The following is a 20325-nucleotide window of genomic DNA, read 5'->3' as shown; positions in this document are numbered from 1 at the left end:
CCGCCAGGGTCTCGAACCCCGAGCTGAATCCGCCGTGAGGCAGATCCGGGCGATCGAGGTGCGGCACACCCAGGATATCCCGGCGCTCCTCAGGCGGATCAGCTGTCATCCCCTGTCATCCGCTCATTCAGGAGAGCCCTGTCATGAACACCCGTGCGCCCGCAGTGCAGGCGCGCCAGCTGATCAAGACCTACCCCGGTGATGTCACCGCGCTGAACGGCATGGACGTCACCGTCGAACCCGGCACCGTCTTCGGGCTCCTCGGGCCCAACGGCGCCGGCAAGTCCACCACCGTCAAGATCCTCACCACTCTGGCCAGCCCCGACTCGGGCACCGCCACCGTGGCCGGCCACGACGTGCTGCGCCATCCGGACCGGGTGCGCCGGGCGATCGGCGTGGTCGCCCAGAACTCGGGCGCCGACCCGGTCGCCACCGGCCGCGAGAACCTCCAGCTCCAGGGCAGGCTCTACGGCCTGCGCGGAGCCGCGCTGAACCGCCGGGTCGACGAGCTGCTGGCCCGTTTCACCCTCACCGACGACGCAGGGCGTCAGGTCAAGGGCTACTCCGGCGGGATGCGGCGCCGCCTCGACGTGGCCCTCGGCCTGGTCCACCGCCCCGAGGTGCTGTTCCTCGACGAGCCCACCACCGGTCTCGACCCCGAGGCCCGCACCGCGATGTGGGACGAGATCGGCCGGCTGGCCGGGGAGGAGGGCCTGACCATCCTGCTCACCACCCACTATCTGGAGGAGGCCGACCGGCTCGCCGAGCGGATCGCGATCGTCGACCGCGGCCGGGTCGTGGTCGAGGGCACCCCCGACTCCCTCAAGGGCGAACTACGCGGCGACGCCGTCCATGTGGAGCTGCGCGAGGCGCCCGGCGAGGCCGGCCGCACCCTGCTCACGGGCGCACTGACCGGACTGGCGGGCGTGCGCGAGACGCTCTTCGACGGCCGCCGGATCAGTGCCCGTGCCGACGACGGCGCCGCCGCCATGCCCGCACTGCTCGCCGTCCTTGAGCGGGCCGGGGTGACCGTGGTGGCCGCGACCGTCGCCCGCCCCTCCCTCGACGACGTCTACCTGCGCTACGCGGGCCGCCGTTACGCCGAGGCCGACACCGCCGACACGCTCGCCCCGGCCGGAGGTGCCCGATGAGCAACGCCCTGTCCCAGACCTGGTACATGACCCAGCGCCAGCTGCTGGTGTTCGCCCGCCAGCCCGCCTACGCCGTCATCACCCTGATCCAGCCGGTGATCTGGCTGTTCCTGTTCGGCAACCTCTTCAAGAAGGTCGTCGAGCTGGGCGGCTTCGGCACCACCAGCTATCTCGACTACCTGGTGCCGGGCGTGGTCGTGATGAGCGCCCTCAGTGCCAACATGTGGGCGGGCATGGGTACCTTGGAGGAGATTCAGCGCGGCACCCTCAACCGCTTCCTGACCACACCGGTCAGCCGGGCCGCGCTGATGAACGGCAACGTGGTGAACAACGGCCTGGTCACCGCCGGCCAGTCGCTGATCATCGTGCTGCTCGGGCTGCTGGGCGGCGCCGACTACCCGGGCGGGATCGGGGGCATCGCGGTTCTGGTGGTGGCCGCCGTACTGCTCGGCACCGTCTTCGGGGCGCTGTCCAACGCGCTCGGGATGCTGGTGCAGGAGCGGGAGTCGCTCATCGGGATCAACACCTTCCTGCTGCTGCCGCTGACCTTCCTGTCCAGCGCCTTCATGGCGCCGTCCCAGATGCCGGGCTGGATGCGGCACACAGCCGACTTCAATCCGCTCAACTGGGCGATGGTGGCCGGGCGTTCGGCGATGTCGGCGGATCCCGACTGGGGTGCGGTGCTCGGCCGCGGCGGCGCGCTGCTGGCGCTGGCGGTCGCGGCCGTGTGGCTGTCCATCAGGACGTTCCGGTCGTACCAGCGTTCGGTGTGACCGACACGGGACCGGCGGCGCCTCCGGGTGCCGCCGGTCCCGAGGCCGCGCGGCCCAACCGCGTACGGCCTCGTGGCCTCGGGGAACCTCTCAGGCGGCGGCCGCCGCTGCGCCGCCCTCCTGCTCCGCCTCGATACGGGCGTTCCAGTCGCGCTTGGAGGCCTGCCAGCCGTCCTCGTTGTGACCCAGGCGCCAGTAGCCGGAGATCGACAGATCCTCGCGCGGGATCTGGCGCTCGACGCGCAGCAGCGCCCGCAGCTCCTTCACGAAGCTCGCCTCGCCGTGGACGAAGGCGTGCACCCGGCCCTCCGGGAACTCCAGCGCCCGTACGGCCGCGACCAGGGCCTCGCCGATGGGCCGCTCGCCCCGGTGCAGCCAGACGACCTCCACATGGGAGTCGATCTTCTGCTCCTCCTCGGGGCCGGAGATCTCGATGAAGGCGAAGGCCTTCGCCTCGGGGGGCAGGGACTCCAGGGAGCGGGCGATCGCGGGCAGCGCGCTCTCGTCGCCGGCGAGCAGATGCCAGTCGGCGTCCGCGTCGGGGGCGTAGGCGCCGCCGGGGCCCATGAAGTGCACCGTCTCGCCGGGCTGGACACGGCACGCCCAGGGGCCGGCCAGGCCCTCGTCGCCATGCACGACGAAGTCCAGGGTCAGCTCGCGGTGTTCGGCGTCCCAGGAACGCACCGTGTAGGTCCGGGTAACGGGCCAGTGCTCGCGTGGGAACTCGGCGCGGATCCGCTCCATGTCGAAGGGCTCCGGATAGGTGACACCTTCCGCACCGAAGAGGAGTTTCACATAATGATCGGTGCAGGTGTCCGCGGCGAAACCGGCCAGTCCGTCACCGCCGAGAACGACGCGCTGCATATGCGGGCTCAGCCGCTCGGTGCGCACCACCTGGGCGGAATGGGGCTTACGCGGCTTACGTCCCGGGCGCTCTGCCATGACCGGCCTCCCTGCTCCACTGGTTAGGTTTGCCTAAGTTAGCATCTCCTTCCCAGTTAACACCTCCTCCATGAACACTTGATGAGCGGGTTTTGCCGGAACAATTCTCCGACAGTCACCCGCCGAGTGTCAGCAGCAGCCGGTGCAGCGAGCCGCCCAGTCCCCAGCGCGCCGACAGCGCGTCCAGCCGGGCGGGATCGCGCGGGGCCTTCGGCAGCGTGGTGTCGACGTCCGGCAACGGGACGTCCCCGGCCACCCGGACGACCGTCGGCGCGACGGCCACATACGGCCGGGCCTCGTCGAGCCGCTTGCGCTGCGACGGGGTGAGCCTGGCCTTCGGGTCGTCGACGGCGGCCATGATCCCGGCCAGGTCACCGAACTCGGCGAGCAGCTTGGCGGCCGTCTTCTCACCGATGCCCGGCACGCCCGGCAGACCGTCGCTCGGGTCGCCGCGCAGCAGCGCCAGATCCGCGTACCCGCGTCCGTCCACCCCGTACTTCTCGCGCAGCCACGCCTCGTCGGTCGTCTGCAGCGTGCCGACGCCCTTGAGCGGGTACAGCACCCGCACCCCGCGCCCGTCGTCCACCAGCTGGTAGAGGTCACGGTCGCCGGTGACGATGTCGACCGGGCCGTCGGCGCGCGCGGTGAACGTGCCGATCACGTCGTCCGCCTCATAGCCGGCGACGCCGACCCGGGCGACACCGATCGCGTCCAGCACCTCCTCGATGACCGGCACCTGCGGGGAGAGGGTGTCCGGCACCTCCTCCTCGTCCGGTCCAGCCTCGTGTTCCTCGGCGACGCGGTGGGCCTTGTAGGAAGGGATGAGGTCGACCCGCCACTGCGGCCGCCAGTCGGCGTCCATACAGGCCACCAGCCGGTCCGGACGGTGGTCCTTGACCAGCCGGTCGATGAAGTCCAGCAGCCCGCGCACGGCGTTCACCGGCGTGCCGTCCGGCGCCCTCACGGAGTCCGGGACGCCGAAGTAGGCGCGGAAGTACAGCGAGGCGGTGTCGAGAAGCATCAGTCGTGCGGTCACGCCTCGCATCATGCCGCACGGCACTGACAGCGGCGGGGTGCTCCGTGCCGAGGTGCGGCTTGCGGAGACCTCGTGACCTGGCCCACTTGTGGGTTTGACCCGCGCCGACCAGGGCAGGCGCGGCTCCTGTCCCCTGCCCCCGAGGCGCTGGGCCCTGCGTTTCCAAGGCCTTGCGCCCCCGAGAGAGAGGTTCGCGTGACGCCCAGGCTAGAGACCGAGCACCTGTACAAAGTCTTCGGCAGACGACCGGACACCGCCGTGGAGCGGCTCCGCCAGGGAGCCGACCGGGAGGAACTGCGCGCCGACGGCGCCACCGCCGCCGTGATCGACGCCTCCTTCCGGGTCGACCCCGGCGAGATATTCGTCGTGATGGGCCTGTCCGGCTCCGGCAAGTCCACTCTGCTGCGCATGCTCAACGGCCTGCTGGAACCGACCGCGGGACAGGTCCGCTTCGACGGCCAGGACCTCACCACGCTCACCGACCGCGAACTGCGCGAGCTGCGCTCGAAGAAGATCAGCATGGTCTTCCAGCACTTCGCGCTCTTCCCGCACCGCAGCGTCCGCGACAACGCCGCCTACGGCCTGGCCGTGCAGGGCGTGCCCCGCGCCGAGCGCGTCCGCCGCGCCGACGAGGCGCTCGCCCTGTGCGGACTGGCCGGCTGGGAGGGCTCCTGGCCCGACGAACTGTCCGGCGGTATGCAGCAGCGCGTCGGCCTGGCCCGCGCCCTGGCCACCGACGCCGATCTGCTGCTCATGGACGAGTCGTTCAGCGCCCTGGACCCGCTGATCCGCCGCGACATGCAGGACCAGCTCCTTGAACTGCAGAAATCCCTGAAGAAGACGATCGTCTTCATCACCCACGACCTCAACGAGGCGATGCGCCTGGGTGACCGCATCGCCGTGATGCGCGACGGCCGTGTCGTCCAGACCGGCACCGCCGAGGACATCCTGCTGCGCCCCGCCGACGACTATGTCGCCTCCTTCACCCAGGACGTCGACCGCTCCCGCGTCCTGACCGCCGCCGCCGTCATGGACACCGACGTGGACGGCGACGAGGCGAACTGCGGCTGCGCCACCGCCACCCCGGACACCTCGTTCACCGAACTGTGCGCGCTCAGCGCCCGCTTGCCCCACCCGGTCGCCGTCCTGGGCCAGGACAACGCTGTCGTGGGCGTCGTAGCGCGAGAGCGTCTGGTCGGCTTCCTCGCGGAGGACCCGGGTGAACCCGTCGTCTGCGACGGCGAGGAGAAGGTGACCGCCCGTGCCTAGGCTGCATCTCGGCGACTGGGTCGACTCCGGTGTGAACTGGCTGGTCGCGCACATGTCCTGGCTCTTCGACGCGATCCGCGCGGTCGTCGAGGGCATGTACGACGGCATCGACGGCGTCCTCACCGCCCCCGAACCCCTGCTGCTGGCAGGCATCTTCGCGGTACTGGCCTGGTGGCTGCGCGGAGTGGCCCCGGGCGTCCTCGCCTTCGCCGGATTCGCGCTCGTGGACTCCCTCGACCTGTGGGACCGAGCGATGTCCACCCTGGCGCTGGTCCTGGTCGCCACGGTGATCGCACTGGTCATCTCGGTCCCGCTGGGCATCTGGGCGGCCCGCTCCAGGGCGGTCAGCGCGGCCGTACGACCGGTCCTGGACCTGCTCCAGACCATGCCGTCGATGGTCCTGCTCATCCCGGCCATCCTCTTCTTCGGCCTGGGCACCGCCGCGGGCGTGATCGCCACCCTGATCTTCGCGCTGGCCCCCGGCGTCCGCATGACCGAGCTGGGCATCCGCCAGGTGGACGCCGAACTGGTCGAGGCCGCCGAGGCGTTCGGCACCACACCCCGTGACACCCTGCTGCGCGTCCAGCTGCCGCTCGCGCTGCCGACCATCATGGCCGGCGTCAACCAGGTCATCATGCTGGGCCTGTCGATGGTCGTCATCGCCGGCATGGTCGGCACCGGCGGTCTCGGCGGCGCCGTCAACGAGGCCATCGGTCAGCTCGACATCGGCTTCGGCTTCGAGGCGGGCGTCGGCATCGTCGTCCTCGCCATCTACCTCGACCGGATGACCAGCGCGCTCGGCACCCAGCTCTCCCCGCTGGGCCGCCGCGCCGCCGCCAAGGTCCGCCCCACCCCCTGGACCTACCGCCCCCGTCCGGCCGTCGCCGTCGTCGGGGTGGTCGTCCTGGCCCTGGTCGCGGGCGGCATGGGCGTCTTCGGCTCCTCGCCCGGCACGACCCAGGCGTCCGCCACGAACGTCGGCCAGGGCAAGGAGATCAAGATCGGCTACATCCCCTGGGACGAGGGCATCGCCTCCACCTTCCTCTGGAAGGAACTCCTGGAGGAGCGCGGCTACCAGGTCACCACCAGCCAGTACGCGGCCGGCCCCCTCTACACCGGCCTCGCCACCGGCCAGCTGGACTTCGAGACCGACTCCTGGCTGCCCACCACGCACGCCGAGTACTGGAAGAAGTACGGCAAGCAGCTCGACGACCTCGGCTCCTGGTACGGCCCCACCTCGCTGGAGCTGACCGTCCCGTCGTATGTGAAGGACGTCAACTCCCTTGCGGATCTGAAGAACCACGCCTCCGAGTTCGGCGGGAAGATCGTCGGTATCGAACCCAGCGCCGGCATGATGGGCCTGCTCAAGTCCAAGGTCCTCAAGGCGTACGGTCTCGACGGCAGCTACCAGGTCGTCGACGGCTCCACGCCCGCCATGCTCGCCGAGCTCAAGCGGGCCTACGCCAAGCAGCAGCCGATCCTCGTCACCCTGTGGTCGCCGCACTGGGCCTACAGCGACTACCACCTGAAGAAGCTGAAGGACCCGCAGGGCGCCTGGGGCTCCGGCGACGGCGTGCACACCCTGTCCCGCAAGGGCTTCGCCGAGGACAACCCCCAGATCGGCAAGTGGCTCAAGGACTTCTCGATGACGGAGCAGCAGCTCACCGGCCTTGAGGCCGAGATCCAGAAGGCCGGCCAGGGCAAGGAACAGGACGCGGTGCGGGCCTGGCTGAAGCGGAACCCGGGGCTGACCGACAAGTGGACGCCGATCCAGAAGTGACCGGGGGAGGGGCTGACGGGCACCTCCCCGTCAGCCCCAGGGCTGCCGGGCATCGTCCCGGGGCTGCCCGGACGCGTCTATGTGGCGAAGCCCACCTTCTCCGGCCCGCTTCGGGTGGGGGCGGGGCCCGTACCCTCTGACGCCCCGGTCCCGCCCCTTCCTGTGAGCAGCCCGTGATCCGCCGGCTTCTGCCGCTTCTGCTGCTGCTGACGGCCGCGGTGGCCGTGCCGCAGCTCTCCGAGGCGAGCCCGGACCCGGCCTCGGTCGCCACCTCCCGGTTCGAGGCGCTCGCCGCGGACGCGACGCTGGCGGACGGCGCGGTCTTCGACGCACGGGACGACACCGGCCGCACCATGGACACCGCCGAGATCACCCGGGTACCCGAGGCGACGGCGGCGGCTGCCTCGCCGTCCACCACACCACCCCCGCCGACGGCCGCTTCCATTCGGCCGTCGCCACCTCCATCGACCTGCGCACCTGGACCCGCCGCCACGACTTCGGCCCGGGCACCAGCCGGCCCTCCCTGCACACCGACGGCAGCGGCGGACGGGTCCTCGCCTACGAAAAGGATCCGGCCAACCACATAGCGCTACGGCACTGCCCAAGCCTCACCGCTCTGCTGACCGGAACGGCCGACCGCGCGTTCGACGCGCCCCGCACACTGTCCCGCTGTGCCGAGGGCACCTCGGACATCACCGCGGTCCACGGCGACACCGTGGAACTGACCGGCCACTACCGCGCCGACTGCGCCACCGACCGCCAACTCCGCGCCACCCTGCGGGACTTCAGCGTCTGGCGGGCAGGCCCGGATCAGCGTCTCGACCTGGCCCTCCTGGCCTGGGGCACCGCCGGGAACATCGGGGACCGCTCACGCATTGAACTGATGGGGCGCCCCCTCGTCCTGATCGAGGGCCAGCGCCTGCGCAACGACTTCGGCAGCTGGTCGACCTGCGCCTACGACCCCGCCTCCGGCCGGGCCGACCGGCTGAGCCTGCGCACCCCCGGCGGCAGTCGCGCCTTCGCCAGTCCGTCGGCCACGCCGCTCACCGACCCCGACGGCCGCCCGGCCCTCCTGGTCAGCGTCTTCATCCCGAAGGAGGAGTCCGCACCCGGCGAGTCCGGCGAGCTCGTCTACTGGCGCGAACTGTGCGGGTCGCCCTCACCTGACGTGACGGGGATGTGACGCCCGCCTGAAACGGTTTGCCGAACATGCGTAGGGTGCAGAGAACCCGACGAAGGGGTCCGGCCCGAGCGGGGCACCCGGAAGACGGAACGACGAGCGAAGGAGGGAGCCGGAGCGATGGGCGACCACAAAGACCAGCAGCCCGTGCGGGTGGGCGCGGCAGTCCGGCGGCGCCGCCGCGCGCTGGAGCTCACCCTCGCCGTCGTGGCCGAGCGCAGCGGCCTTTCGGTGCCCTTCCTGAGCCAGATCGAGAACGAAAGAGCCCGGCCCAGCCGCACCTCCCTGGAGAAGGTCGCCGACGCCCTGCGCACCACGGCCGTCGAACTCCTCGCCGCCGCCGACCCGGCGTGCAGCGTGGACGTCGTACGCGCCGACGTCACCGAACCGGACTTCGCACCCAGGGTGCGCTCCCTGGTGCGCGGCCACCACCAGCTGCACGCCTCCGAGTTCACCGGCGACCACGACGCCGGCCGCGAATTCCAGCACCGCAACGACGAGTTGATGTACGTCGCCGACGGCGCGGTGGAGATCGAGGCCGAGGGCCGCGCCTACCGCCTCGGCCGCGGCGACACCCTCTATCTGACCGGCGGAGTCCGTCACCGCTGGCGGGCGACGGTCCCGGACACCCGGGTGATCGTGGTGGCGGTGGCGGAACACATCGAGGCGGTCCAGGACCGCCCCCGCTGATGAGGGTGGTCTCCCTGGTCCCGTCGCTCACCGAGACGGTGGCCGTGTCCGCGCCGGACGTCCTCGTCGGCGCCACCGACTGGTGCACCCATCCGGCCGACCTCGACGTCACCCGTGTCGGCGGCACCAAGAACCCCAAGCTCGACCGGATCCTCGCCCTCGCCCCCGACCTGGTGATCGCCAACGAGGAGGAGAACCGCGCCCCCGACCTCGACGCCCTGCGCGCGGCCGGGGTGGAGGTGCTGGTCACAGAGGTACGGGAGGTACCCCAGGCGTTCCGGGAGCTGGCCCGCGTGCTGACCGCGTGCGGGGTGAGCGGCCGGCCCCGCTGGCTGGACGAGGCGGAGGCGGCCTGGTCCGCGCCGGTGCCCGCTGGACCCCGTGCGACGGCGGTCGTACCGATCTGGCGGCGGCCGTGGATGGTCCTGGGCAGGGACACCTTCGCCGGGGATGTCCTCGAGCGGCTCGGCCTCGAGAATCTCTACGCCGCTCACCCCGAGCGGTATCCCCGCATCGCGGTCGAGGAACTGATCGAGGCGCGGCCCGGCCTGGTCGTCCTCCCGGACGAGCCCTACCGTTTCACCGCCGACGACGGTCCGGAGGCCTTCCCCGGCCTGCCGTGCGCCCTGGTCAGCGGACGGCACCTGACGTGGTACGGGCCGTCACTGGCCGAGGCGCCAGGGGTGCTGGACGAGGCCCTGCGAGCAGTTCACCGCTGAGCAGCCCGCGTACGGTGCCGGAGGCGGCCGCGAGCCAGCCGACGACGAGCACGGCGTACAGACCCACCGCCAGCCAGTCGTACACGGCGAGACCGGTGTGCCGCCCCAGCGCGGCGGCGCCCGTGACACACGTCCCCACCGGGAAGGTGAAGGCCCACCACGTCATGGCGAACCCCATGCCGTGCCGCCGCGCCCGCACCACATGCGTGACTGCCAGCGCCAGCCACAGCATCGCGAATCCCATGACGGGAACGCCGTAGAGCACCGCGAGGAGGCCGAAACCGGTGGCGTACTGGGGCGGTACGACCCCGGGGGCGAGGTCCGCGAAGGCGCCGACCGCCGTCGTGGACTGCCCGAGCGGGCCCAGCACCAGGAAGATCGTGGGGATGAGCACGAGGGGCAGCGGACTACTGGTGACCAGCCGGGCGAAGACGAGCGTCAGCATCAGCAGGGTGGCCAGCAGGCTCAGCCCGAAGAGTGCGAAGCAGCCGTAGAGCAGGGTCTCGCGCGGCTGCCCGGCCGGCAGATGCGGGACCAGCAGCGGGCCGAGCGCGGCCGACACCATGGGTGCGACCAGCGGCAGCAGCCACACCGGGGTGGCCTGACCGGGCTCGACCCGGTGCCGTACGGCCAGCAGGTACGGCACGGCGACGGCGGCCGCGAGCCCCACGGCGGTCCCGGCGACGAACAGCACGGAGTCGAGGTCCACGGCCGCGGGCTCGCCGATCCAGTCCCGCCCCAGCGTGAGGGCGCCGCCGCCGACCGCGAGCAGGGCCATGGAGAGGCAGCCGTAGAAGGGGGCCATGGCCGGATCGCGGAGGTGGGCGCGGGCCTGGTCGGGATGGTAGGTCCAGTGCAGGGCGCGGGCGGTCAGCAGGACCACGAGTTGCAGAAGGGACAGTGCCCAGATGCCGACGAAGAGCTCCCGCAAGCCGTCGTCGCCGAGCGCGGCGCCGCCGAGGGCGAGGGCTGCGGTGCCCATGACGGAGGCGTACCAGTTGGGGCCGAGATGCCGGAGTGCGGTGACCATGAGCCCACCGTGCTCCCGACGCGGGGCCACGACCAGGGAGTCCGGTTCTATGGGGGCATAAGCTGGTCTTATGAGCGAGACGGAGGGTCGGGCGGCAGGCGGCGCGCTGGCGCATCGCGTGCCGGATCTCGGTGCGCTGGAGCTGCTCCTGGCGGTGGCGCGGCTGGGCAGCCTCGGGGCGGCGGCCCGGGAGGTCGGCATCACCCAGCCGGCGGCCAGCAGCCGGATCCGCTCGATGGAACGGCAGTTGGGCGTGGCTCTCGTCGACCGCTCACCACGTGGCTCGCGGCTCACCGACGCGGGGGCGCTGGTGACCGACTGGGCGCGGCGGGTGGTGGAGGCGGCGGAGGCGTTCGACGCGGGGGCGCAGGCGCTGCGGGACCGACGGGACTCGCGCCTGCGGGTCGCGGCGAGCATGACCATCGCCGAGTACCTCCTCCCCGGCTGGCTGCTCGCGCTGCGCGCCCAGCGCCCCGACACGGCGGTCTCCCTGCTCGCCGGCAACTCGGCGGCGGTGGCGGAACGGCTGCTCGCGGACGAGGCGGACCTGGGCTTCGTGGAGGGGCTGACGGTTCCGCAGGGCCTGGACTCTGCGGTGATAGCCCACGACCGCCTGATCGTGGTGACGGCCCCCGCGCACCCCTGGGCCCGCCGCCGACGCCCGCTGGCGGCCGAGGAACTGGCGGCGACCCCCTTGATCCTCCGCGAACGCGGCTCCGGCACCCGCCAGGTCCTGGACGCGGCACTGGGCGGCCTGGCCCGCCCACTGATCGAACTGTCGTCCACTACGGCCGTGAAGGCGTCGGCGGTCAGCGGCGCGGGCCCGGCGGTGCTGAGCGAACTGGCGGTGGGGGAGGAACTGGCGATGAGACGGCTGGTCAGCATCCCGGTGGAGGGGATCGCGCTGCGCCGTGACCTGCGCGCGGTCTGGCCGACGGGCCACCGCCCGACCGGCCCGGCGCGCGAACTGCTTTCCCTGACCCGCGGCTGACGCCGGAGACCTTCGCCCACCCACCGCTCGGCCAGCCCGTCCGGCGTTCGAGGACGAGGCCGTTCAGGCCGAAGCGGGGGCCTGGGGGCGGCAGCCCCCGGAAGCGGGGGTGGAAGGGGGGCGCAGCCCCCTGGTGATGGGACGGGTAGGGGCGGCGGGGGCGGAACCCATGGCCGCGACCGCCCCAGCGCGCAGCCCGGTGCCGCGCCGACCCCGCTCAGGCCGACGCCGCCCCAGCGCGCAGCCCGGTGCCGCGCCGACCCCGCTCAGGCCGATGCCGCGCCGGCCTCGCTCAGGCCGATGCCGCCCCGGCGTGCGCAGCCCGGTGCCGCGCCGGCCTCGCTCGGGCCGATGCCGCGCCGGCGCGCGCGGCCCGGTGCTGCGCCGGCCTCGCTCAGGCCGATGCCGCGCCGGCGTGCGCAGCCCGGTGCTGCGCCGGCCTCGCTCAGGCCGACGCCGCCCCGGCGCCGCTCAGGTCGCGGCTGTGATCAGTGCGCGCATCACCCGCAGGTCCTCGCCCATTTCGGGATGCCACTGCACGCCGAGGACCCAGCCGCGGTCGGCGGGGAGTTCGATCGCCTCGACCGTGCCGTCGGGCGCGTACGCCGAGGCGACCAGGCCGTTGCCGAGGCGGTCCACCGCCTGGTGGTGGAAGGTGGGGACGGCGGTCTCCTCCGGGACCGTGTCGGCGTACCGGGTCCCGGGAACCGGCTTCACCTCGTGGCGGCCGAAGACACCGGGCACCTCCGCGTGCCCGTCCATGTGCTGGACGAGGGTGCCGCCGAGGGCGACGTTCAGGAGCTGCATGCCCCGGCAGATCCCCAGCAGCGGTGTGCCCGCCGTCAGCGCCGCGTCGATCAGGGCCAGCTCCCAGGCGTCCCGGGCACGCGCGGGGCGGCCGGTGCGGGGGTCGGGTTCGGCGCCGTAGCGGACCGGCTCCACGTCCGGGCCGCCCGCGATCACCAGGCCGTCAAGGCGGTCCACCGTAGCCGCCGCGTGCCCGGGGTCGTCCGGCGGCAGCAGCGCGGCCAGGCCACCCGCCCGCTGGACCAGACGTGGGTAGCCGGCCGGCAGCAGGGCCGCCTCCAGCTCCCAGACGCCCCAGCGCGCCCCGGCCTCCAGATATGTGCTCACGCCGATCAGCGGCCGTCCGGCCATGGGCCCCTCCCTCAAAGGTGTGCGTCCGCACCTTTATGGCACGACGACCGGCCGCTACGCCAGAAAGCCCCGGAGCAGAGCGGCCGTCCCCGCGCAGTGTTCCCGCATCATCTCCCGGGCGCCGTCCGCGTCCCCGTCCAGGACCGCCTCCACCAGGGCGATGTGCTGGCGCTGCGAGTGCTCCAGGTTGCGGACCAGGAGCGGGATGCAGTCGAGGAGGTCGTTGACCGTGGCCCGTACTCCGGCGTACTGGGCGGTGAGGGAGGGGGAGCCGCACAACTCGGCGATCGTCAGATGCAACAGGGTGTCGAGACGGCGGTAGTCCGTCAGCGGTGCCTCATGGGTGCGGGCCAGGGCCTCCCGGAGGCGGCCCGCCTGGTCGTCGGTCAGCCCGTGCGCCGCGCACAGCCCGGCCGCGCCCACCTCCAGCACCTCGCGGAAGCGCAGCACGTCCTCGATGTCGACCTCGGCGATCCGGCGCCGCAGCTCGTCCTCGCCGCCCGCGTCGGTGCGCGGCAGCACGAACGTCCCGCCGTACCGGCCGCGCCGGGACTCCACCAGACCCTGGTCCTGGAGCACCTTCAGCACCTCGCGCAGCGTCACCCGGCTGATCCCCAGCCGCTCCGCCAGTTCCCGCTCGGCGGGCAGCCGCTCCCCGCCCGGAACCAGGCCCAGCCGGACGACCTGGAGGATCTGCTCCAGCGCCTCCTCGAAGCCGTTGCCCGCCCGTACCGGTCGCAGCACCGGCGTCAACGGGTCGTCGAGGGCGCCGTCCGCATCCAGCGACATATGGCCGTACCCCCTTCCCAAGCAATGGTTCTCACCAATACCTTAGAGCTCCCGGCCCGGCCGCAGCAGCGCGATGAAGCCCAAGGAGTCCTCCCGTGGCAGACCGCACACCCCCGCTCAGCGTCGAGGAACTGCACACCCTTGTCGCGAGCGGTGAGATCGACACTGTCGTCCTGGCCTTCCCCGACATGCAAGGGCGACTGCAGGGAAAGCGGTTCGCCGCCCGTTTCTTCCTCGACGAGGTCCTGCGCCACGGCACCGAGGGCTGCAACTACCTCCTCGCCGTCGACACCGAGATGAACACGGTCGAGGGCTATGACATGTCCTCCTGGGACCGCGGTTACGGCGACTTCGCCATGCATCCCGACCTCGCCACCCTCCGCCGTGTGCCCTGGAACGCGGGTACCGCGATGCTCATCGCCGACCTCGCCTGGAACGACGGTTCCCCGGTCGTCGCCGCGCCCCGGCAGATCCTCCGCCGCCAGCTGGAGCGCCTCGCCGAACTCGGCTACACCGCACAGGTCGGTACGGAGCTGGAGTTCATCGTGTTCAAGGACACCTACGAGGCGGCCTGGGATGCCAACTACCGCGGGCTGACCCCGGCCAACCAGTACAACATCGACTACTCGGTGCTGGGGACCGGGCGGATCGAGCCGCTGCTGCGCCGGATCCGGAACGAGATGGCGGCCGCGGGCCTGACGGTCGAGTCCGCCAAGGGCGAGTGCAACCCCGGCCAGCACGAGATCGCCTTCCGCTACGACGAGGCCCTGGTCACCTGCGACCAGCACGCCGTCTACAAGACCGGCGCCAAGGAGATCGCCGCCCAGGAGGGCGTCTCCCTCACCTTCATGGCCAAGTACAACGAGCGGGAGGGCAACTCCTGCCATATTCACCTGTCGTTGACGGACGCGGACGGCGCCAACGTCTTCGCCTCCGAGGACGGCATGTCCGAGGTCATGCGGCACTTCCTCGCCGGACAGCTCGCCGCGCTCCGTGACTTCTCACTCCTCTACGCGCCCAACATCAACAGCTACAAGCGGTTCCAGCCGGGCTCCTTCGCCCCGACCGCGGTCGCCTGGGGCCACGACAACCGCACCTGTTCCCTCCGGGTCGTCGGCCACGGCCGCTCGCTGCGCTTCGAGAACCGGCTGCCCGGTGGTGACGTCAACCCGCACCTTGCCGTCGCCGGCCTGGTCGCGGCCGGGCTGTACGGCGTCGAGCAGAAGCTCGAACTCCCCGAGCCCTGCCCCGGCAACGCCTACACCGCCGACTTCGCGCATGTCCCGACCACGCTCCGGGAGGCCGCCGAGCTCTGGGAGAACAGCCCCATCGCCAAGGCCGCCTTCGGTGACGAGGTCGTAGCGCACTACCGCAACATGGCCCGCGTCGAACTGGCGGCCTTCGACGCCGCGGTGACCGACTGGGAGCTGCGCCGCTCCTTCGAACGCATGTGAGGCATCCCTTGTCGCAACAGTACGAACTCGACGTCCTCAACCCGGCCACGGAGGAGGTGATCGCGACCGTCCCGGGAGCCGTGGAACAGGACGTGGACACCGCCGTACGACGGGCCGCCCAGGCCCAGCAGCGGTGGGCCGCGCTCGCACCCGCCGACCGGGCCCGGCTGCTGCGCCGGTTCGCCGTCGTCGTCGACGAACACCGCGAGGAACTAGCCCGGCTGGAGGTCCGCGAGGCCGGGCACACCGTCGGCAACGCCCGCTGGGAGGCGGGCAACGTCCGGGACCTGCTCGACTACGCTGCCGGCGGAGTGGAACGCCTGACCGGACGCCAGATCCCGGTCCCCGGCGGCCTCGACGTCACCCTCCTCGAACCCCTCGGGGTCGTCGGTGTCATCGCCCCCTGGAACTTCCCCATGCCCATCGCGGCCTGGGGCACGGCCCCAGCCCTCGCGGCCGGCAACGCGGTGATCCTGAAGCCCGCCGAAACCACCCCCCTCACCGCACTCCGCCTCGCCGAACTCGCCCTGGAGGCGGGTCTTCCCGAGCACCTCTTCCAGGTGCTGCCCGGCCGCGGCGACATCGCGGGCGAGGCCCTGGTCCGCCACCCCGGCGTCGCCAAGATCGTGTTCACCGGCTCCACCCGCGTCGGCAAGCGCATCATGGCGCTCTGTGCCGACCAGGTGAAGCGCGTGACCCTGGAACTCGGCGGCAAGAGCCCCAACATCGTCTTCGCCGACGCCGACATCGAGGCCGCCGCGGCCGCCGCCCCCATGTCCTTCCTGGACAACTCCGGGCAGGACTGCTGCGCCCGCACCCGCATCCTCGTCCAACGGGCCGTCCACGACCGCTTCCTGGAACTCCTCGCCCCCGCGATCGAGTCCGTCATCGTCGGCGACCCGGCCGACGAGAGGACCGACATGGGCCCGCTGATCTCCAAGGCTCAGCTGGAACGCGTCCGTTCGTACGTCGACACCGACGCGCCCGGCATCCGCGGCAAGGCCCCCGAGGGCCCCGGCTTCTGGTTCCCGCCGACCGTCCTCACCGGCGTCGACCCGCACGCGCGCGTGGCCGTCGAGGAGGTCTTCGGCCCGGTCGCCGCGGTCATCCCCTTCGACGACGAGGCCGACGCGATCCGCATCGCCAACGACACCGACTACGGCCTCTCCGGCTCCCTCTGGACCCGTGACGTCGGCCGCGCCCTGCGCGTCTCGCAAGCCGTCAAGGCCGGCAACCTGTCCGTCAACTCCCACTCCAGCGTCCGCTACTGGACTCCCTTCGGCGGCTTCAAGCAGTCGGGGATCGGCCGCGAACTCGGCCCGGACGCGCTCACCGCCTTCACCGAGACCAAGAACGTCTTCATCAGCACGGAGGGCCCCGCACAGTGACCGCATCCACCGAAGAGACCGTCTGCCGCCGACTCGTCGGCCGTACCGCCGTCATCACCGGAGCCGGCAGCGGCATCGGGCTCGCCACCGCGCGGCGGCTGGCCTCCGAGGGCGCGCACGTCGTCTGCGGCGATGTCGACGACACCCGTGGCAAGGCCGCCGCCGAGGAGGTCGGAGGGCTCTTCGTGAAGGTCGACGTCACCGACCCGGAACAGGTCGAGGCGCTCTTCAAGACCGCCTACGACACCTACGGCAGCGTTGACATCGCCTTCAACAACGCCGGCATCTCGCCGCCCGACGACGACTCCATCCTGGAGACCGGCCTGGAGGCCTGGAAGCGCGTCCAGGAGGTCAACCTGACCTCCGTCTACCTGTGCTGCAAGGCCGCCATCCCCTACATGCGGCGCCAGGGCAAGGGCTCCATCATCAACACCGCGTCCTTCGTGGCCCGGATGGGCGCGGCGACCTCGCAGATCTCCTACACCGCGTCCAAGGGTGGAGTTCTGGCCATGTCCCGGGAACTGGGCGTCCAGTTCGCCCGGGAGGGCATCCGGGTGAACGCGCTGTGCCCGGGACCGGTCAACACCCCCCTCCTCCAGGAGCTGTTCGCCAAGGACCCCGAGCGGGCCGCCCGCCGCCTGGTCCACATCCCGCTGGGCCGGTTCGCCGAGGCCGAGGAGATCGCCGCCGCCGTCGCCTTCCTGGCCAGCGACGACTCCTCCTTCGTCAACGCCAGCGACTTCCTGGTGGACGGCGGGATCTCCGGGGCGTATGTCACACCCCTGTAGGAGCCGTCTCGACTCCCGCCCTACAGTGCGGGAGTGAGCATGACGCCGCCCGGCTGGTACTCCGACCCACAGGCCCCGCACCTGGAGCGCTGGTGGGACGGCAGGACCTGGACCGAGCACCGGCGCACCGCGTCAGGCCTCCCCGCGCCGCCGACCCCGGCGGCCGGGGCGTCCGGACGCGCCAAGGCGATCGCGCTGATATCCGCCGGGGCCGTGCTGGCGACGGCGATCGTCGGCGGCGCGAGCGTGCTCCGCACGGACGAGGTGCGCGACGGCATGGACACCACGCTCAACACCGCCCCCACCGGCCCACCGCCCCCGTCCCTCGTCGTCGACCAGCTCAACGGCATCACCCTGCCGGTCCCGACCGGCTGGACCAGCTCCTCGGACCTCGCCCAGAACGACATAGTGATGACCACCGACGGCACCTACCACTGCCCGGCCGACACCGGCCGGTGCCGCCACGGCGAGGTCATCAGCCGTACGGCCTCCGATGCCCACGGCGCCTCCGCGCGCACCGTCGCCGAACGGGACCTACCGGACGCGGCCGAGGCGGCGTACGGGCACGATCCCGGCGGCCGGCGGCCCTTCGGCGGCATCCGGTCCCATCGGGTCGTCAAGTCAGGGCGGGTCGCGGTCGCCGGCCGTGACGGCTACCTGGTGCGCTGGCGGGTGAAGACGGCCCAGGGACCCGGCGGCTACGTCCAGTCCCTCGCCTTCCCCTCCCACTCCGGCATCCCGGCCCCGGCCGTCGTCCGGTTCGTCTTCGACGCCGGCCCGGACGGACCGCCGCTGTCCGACATGGACGCGATCACCAGCGGCATCCGAGCCGTGGGCCAGAAGCCGACGGGTTGAACGGTCAGAGGAAGGTCTGACCTTCACCCCGGTACGTCGGTACGGTCGCCGTCACCCGGTCGCCCTCGACCAGATGCAGCTCGGCGAACCGCTCGCACAGCTCGCCCGCCTTGGCGTGCCGGAACCACACCTTGTCGCCGATCAGCAGATCGTCCGCCGCGGAGCCGAGCAGCGGGGTCTGCACCTCGCCCGGGCCCTCCTGCGGGTCGTACGACAGCCCCTGCGGGAGGTACGGCACCGGCAGCCGGTCGGGACCCGCGGCACCCGAGGCCGGGTAGCCGCCGCCGAGGACGGTGACGACCCTGACACCGGGCCGCCGTACCACCGGCATGGCGAACAGGGCGGCCGGACGGCCGGTGAACGACGTGTAGTTGTCGAAGAGCCGGGGCACGTACAGGCCTGACCCGGCCGCGATCTCGGTGACCGCGTCCTCCGCCGCCGTGGTCTGCACACTGCCCGTGCCGCCGCCGTTGACGAACTCCAGTTCCGGCGCCACCGCCCGGACCGCCCGCACCACGGCGGCGCGCCGCTCGGCCAGCTCACGGCGGGCGGTGGCCTGCATCAGCCGGACCGCGCGGGAGCGCAGCGGCCGGCCGGCGACATCGTCCCCGACCCCGGCGATGTGCCCCTCGTACCCCATGATCCCGACCAGCCTGAAGCCCGGCCGCCGGGCCACGGTCCGCGCCAGGTCGGCGAGCTGGGCGGGGGAGTACAGCGGTGAACGCCGGGCCCCGACCCGCAGCCGGCCCCCGAGCAGCTTCAGCGAGGTGTCCAACTCCAGGCAGACCCGCACCACTTCGCTCCCGCCGTCACGCGCGGCGTCGATCAGGTCGAGGTGTGCCGGGTCGTCGATCATCACCGTCACGGCGGCGGCGAGCTTGGGATCGGCGGCCAGTTCGGCGAACCGGGTCCGGTCGGCGGACGGATAGGCCAGCAGGATGTCCTCGAACCCCGAGCGCGCGAGCCACAGCGACTCCGCGAGCGTGAAGGACATGATCCCGGCGAAACCGTCCTTCGCGAGGACCCGTTCCAGCAGGTGCCGGCAGCGCACGGACTTGCTCGCGACCCGTACCGGCTTGCCGCCGGCCCGGCGCACGAGATCGTCCGCGTTGGCGTCGAAGGCCTCCAGATCGACGATCGCGAGAGGGGCGTCAAGATGGGCTGTGGCCCGGTCGTAACGGGCCCGGTCGGCGGCGCGCGCAGTCATGAACGAAGCCTGCCAGACAGGATTACCGCAGGGTAGGGGGACGATACGGGCAGATGCCCCGGGGGCGTGGACTGGTTCCCGTTCGCCCTCGTACAACCCGTAGAGTGACGCGCACGTACGGCGGAACGCCCCCGGGCGCCTGACCCGCGCCGGGATGTGGATCCGCACGTGTGGGTATGCGTGCCCGGGGGCGGACGTCTCCGCGCCGGGGAGCACGCCGGCGGCCCGTACGCGGAGTTGGCCCGGGCAGGAGGAAACGGGGGGCGCATGAGCACGGAAGCGCGGCACGCCCCGATCCCGCGACGCCCTTCGCCCGACCCCGCGCCGGACGCCGACGGGGCGGCCGGCGGGAGTGAGCCGCCAGGTGCGGCTGCGGCCGATGCGTCCGGGCGGACCGACGGGCCGGGGTTCTTCGACCGGCCGAGCCGAGTGAACTGGTCGCAGCGGTCCGACGTATCCACGGGTAGGGCCGACACCACCGGGCGGGACCAGCTGCCGGGACGGCCCGGCGTGCAGCAGAGTCGTGATGACCGGACGAGTCGGGGCGGTGCGGTGGCGCAGGGCGAACAGGGTCCGGGGGACCGGGCGGTCGACCGCCAGACGTCCGCCGAACGCATCACGCGTCCCCGCTACCCCGACCTCCGCCCCCCGCAGAGCGAGCCCACCTCGTCACCCCCCCGACCGCCGGCCCCGGCCCGCTTCCCGGACACCCCGCCTGACACCTCCGCTCTGGAGCCGGGCCGGACGGTGCCGTCCGCGTTGCCGGGGCAGGAGACCCGCCGTATCGAGCCGTTCTCGTCTTCTGGGCGGGAGGCAGGCCGTGCCACGCCGTCTGCCGCCTCGGGTCTGGAGCCGGGTCGGACGGTGCCGCCCGTGTCCCCCGGGCAGGAGGCCCGCCGTATCGAGCCGTTCGCGTCGCCCGGACGGGAGGCAGGCCGTGCCACGCCGTCTGCCGCCTCCGGTGTGGAGCCGGGTCGGACGGTGTCGTCCGCGTTCGCCGGGCAGGAGGCCCGGCGGATCGAGCCGTTCGCGTCTTCTGGGCGGGAGGCAGGCCGTGCCACGCCGTCTGCCGCCTCGGGTCTGGAGCCGGGTCGGACGGTGCCGCCCGTGTCCCCCGGGCAGGAG

At 72.3% G+C, this 20325-nt stretch carries 20 protein-coding genes; 14 read left to right on the top strand and 6 right to left on the bottom strand.

Translation table 11 applies throughout. The features are described from left to right. The first annotated feature begins 143 nt into the window (after positions 1 to 143). Positions 144 to 1151 (top strand): ATP-binding cassette domain-containing protein, encoded by a 1008-nt coding sequence (locus ABTY98_RS07915; protein ID WP_352220001.1) that lies wholly within the window; start codon positions 144 to 146, stop codon positions 1149 to 1151. Next, entirely contained in the window at positions 1148 to 1924 is a 777-nt protein-coding gene (locus tag ABTY98_RS07910; RefSeq protein WP_352220000.1) for an ABC transporter permease, read from the top strand. The genes ABTY98_RS07915 and ABTY98_RS07910 overlap by 4 nt, the downstream gene beginning before the upstream one ends. Positions 1925 to 2014: 90 nt before the next feature. Here the strand turns inward: ABTY98_RS07910 and ABTY98_RS07905 are convergent, their stop codons facing one another. Together ABTY98_RS07905 and ABTY98_RS07900 are read right to left on the bottom strand one after the other, a co-directional pair. Continuing rightward, the gene (locus ABTY98_RS07905) at positions 2015 to 2866 is read right to left on the bottom strand and encodes a siderophore-interacting protein (RefSeq protein ID WP_352219999.1); all 852 of its coding nucleotides are present in this window, start codon (positions 2864 to 2866) and stop codon (positions 2015 to 2017) included. 115 nt (positions 2867 to 2981) lie between these two features. Next, positions 2982 to 3911: a 5'-3' exonuclease gene (locus ABTY98_RS07900; protein WP_352220196.1), complete on the bottom strand. Its 930-nt coding sequence runs from the start codon at positions 3909 to 3911 to the stop codon at positions 2982 to 2984. A 186-nt stretch (positions 3912 to 4097) separates the two neighbouring features. Here ABTY98_RS07900 and ABTY98_RS07895 point away from each other — a divergent pair, with 186 nt between their 5' ends. The 6 genes from ABTY98_RS07895 to ABTY98_RS07870 all read left to right on the top strand — a co-directional run bounded on the left by ABTY98_RS07895 (position 4098) and on the right by ABTY98_RS07870 (position 9540). Next, the gene (locus ABTY98_RS07895) at positions 4098 to 5171 is read left to right on the top strand and encodes a quaternary amine ABC transporter ATP-binding protein (RefSeq protein WP_352219998.1); all 1074 of its coding nucleotides are present in this window, start codon (positions 4098 to 4100) and stop codon (positions 5169 to 5171) included. Beyond that, positions 5164 to 6951, top strand: coding sequence for an ABC transporter permease/substrate binding protein (locus ABTY98_RS07890; RefSeq protein WP_352219997.1), 1788 nt, complete (start codon positions 5164 to 5166; stop codon positions 6949 to 6951). The genes ABTY98_RS07895 and ABTY98_RS07890 overlap by 8 nt, the downstream gene beginning before the upstream one ends. A gap of 173 nt (positions 6952 to 7124) precedes the next feature. Then, positions 7125 to 7538 carry a hypothetical protein gene (locus ABTY98_RS07885; protein WP_352219996.1) on the top strand — a complete coding sequence of 138 codons (414 nt, stop codon included), beginning with the start codon at positions 7125 to 7127 and terminating at the stop codon, positions 7536 to 7538. A gap of 128 nt (positions 7539 to 7666) precedes the next feature. After that, complete coding sequence (locus ABTY98_RS07880) at positions 7667 to 8134, top strand: hypothetical protein (protein WP_352219995.1); 468 nt, start codon at positions 7667 to 7669, stop codon at positions 8132 to 8134. Positions 8135 to 8251: 117 nt separating this feature from the next. Continuing rightward, positions 8252 to 8821 carry a helix-turn-helix domain-containing protein gene (locus ABTY98_RS07875; RefSeq protein WP_352219994.1) on the top strand — a complete coding sequence of 190 codons (570 nt, stop codon included), beginning with the start codon at positions 8252 to 8254 and terminating at the stop codon, positions 8819 to 8821. Further along, positions 8821 to 9540, top strand: coding sequence for a helical backbone metal receptor (locus ABTY98_RS07870; protein ID WP_352219993.1), 720 nt, complete (start codon positions 8821 to 8823; stop codon positions 9538 to 9540). The genes ABTY98_RS07875 and ABTY98_RS07870 overlap by 1 nt, the downstream gene beginning before the upstream one ends. On the opposite strand, the gene ABTY98_RS07865 is transcribed toward ABTY98_RS07870, so the two are convergent. Then, positions 9452 to 10570 (bottom strand): TDT family transporter, encoded by a 1119-nt coding sequence (locus ABTY98_RS07865; protein ID WP_352219992.1) that lies wholly within the window; start codon positions 10568 to 10570, stop codon positions 9452 to 9454. The two genes, ABTY98_RS07870 and ABTY98_RS07865, sit on opposite strands and share 89 nt — an antisense overlap. A 70-nt stretch (positions 10571 to 10640) precedes the next feature. On the opposite strand from ABTY98_RS07865, the gene ABTY98_RS07860 reads away from it, so the two are divergent. Next, complete coding sequence (locus tag ABTY98_RS07860; protein ID WP_352219991.1) at positions 10641 to 11561, top strand: LysR family transcriptional regulator; 921 nt, start codon at positions 10641 to 10643, stop codon at positions 11559 to 11561. Positions 11562 to 12032: 471 nt separating this feature from the next. On the opposite strand, the gene ABTY98_RS07855 is transcribed toward ABTY98_RS07860, so the two are convergent. Both ABTY98_RS07855 and ABTY98_RS07850 read right to left on the bottom strand, forming a co-directional pair. Beyond that, entirely contained in the window at positions 12033 to 12719 is a 687-nt protein-coding gene (locus tag ABTY98_RS07855; RefSeq protein ID WP_352219990.1) for a gamma-glutamyl-gamma-aminobutyrate hydrolase family protein, read from the bottom strand. A 54-nt stretch (positions 12720 to 12773) separates the two neighbouring features. Beyond that, the gene (locus ABTY98_RS07850; protein WP_352219989.1) at positions 12774 to 13508 is read right to left on the bottom strand and encodes a FadR/GntR family transcriptional regulator; all 735 of its coding nucleotides are present in this window, start codon (positions 13506 to 13508) and stop codon (positions 12774 to 12776) included. A 95-nt stretch (positions 13509 to 13603) separates the two neighbouring features. Between ABTY98_RS07850 and ABTY98_RS07845 the strand changes: the two genes are divergently transcribed. From ABTY98_RS07845 to ABTY98_RS07830, 4 genes are read left to right on the top strand one after another with little or no spacing between them, the layout of a single operon-like run. After that, positions 13604 to 14962: a glutamine synthetase family protein gene (locus ABTY98_RS07845; protein ID WP_352219988.1), complete on the top strand. Its 1359-nt coding sequence runs from the start codon at positions 13604 to 13606 to the stop codon at positions 14960 to 14962. 8 nt (positions 14963 to 14970) lie between these two features. Further along, a complete protein-coding gene (locus ABTY98_RS07840; RefSeq protein ID WP_352219987.1) occupies positions 14971 to 16350 on the top strand; it encodes an aldehyde dehydrogenase family protein in 1380 nt (459 codons plus the stop codon). Beyond that, positions 16347 to 17138: a 3-oxoacyl-ACP reductase gene (locus ABTY98_RS07835; RefSeq protein ID WP_352219986.1), complete on the top strand. Its 792-nt coding sequence runs from the start codon at positions 16347 to 16349 to the stop codon at positions 17136 to 17138. Before ABTY98_RS07840 ends, ABTY98_RS07835 begins: the two co-directional genes overlap by 4 nt. A gap of 39 nt (positions 17139 to 17177) precedes the next feature. Beyond that, a complete protein-coding gene (locus ABTY98_RS07830; protein ID WP_352220195.1) occupies positions 17178 to 17993 on the top strand; it encodes a DUF2510 domain-containing protein in 816 nt (271 codons plus the stop codon). Between the two features lie 4 nt (positions 17994 to 17997). On the opposite strand, the gene ABTY98_RS07825 is transcribed toward ABTY98_RS07830, so the two are convergent. Beyond that, positions 17998 to 19200 carry an amino acid deaminase/aldolase gene (locus ABTY98_RS07825; protein WP_352219985.1) on the bottom strand — a complete coding sequence of 401 codons (1203 nt, stop codon included), beginning with the start codon at positions 19198 to 19200 and terminating at the stop codon, positions 17998 to 18000. A gap of 873 nt (positions 19201 to 20073) precedes the next feature. On the opposite strand from ABTY98_RS07825, the gene ABTY98_RS07820 reads away from it, so the two are divergent. Then, on the top strand, positions 20074 to 20325 hold a 252-nt coding region (locus tag ABTY98_RS07820; RefSeq protein ID WP_502994169.1), incomplete at its 3' end, for a hypothetical protein.

This window comes from Streptomyces sp. NPDC096040, from assembly GCF_040303265.1.
Taxonomy (GTDB): domain Bacteria; phylum Actinomycetota; class Actinomycetes; order Streptomycetales; family Streptomycetaceae; genus Streptomyces.
The sequence above is the reverse complement of the archived record's forward strand: the minus strand, read 5'-3'. Positions and strand labels throughout refer to the sequence as shown.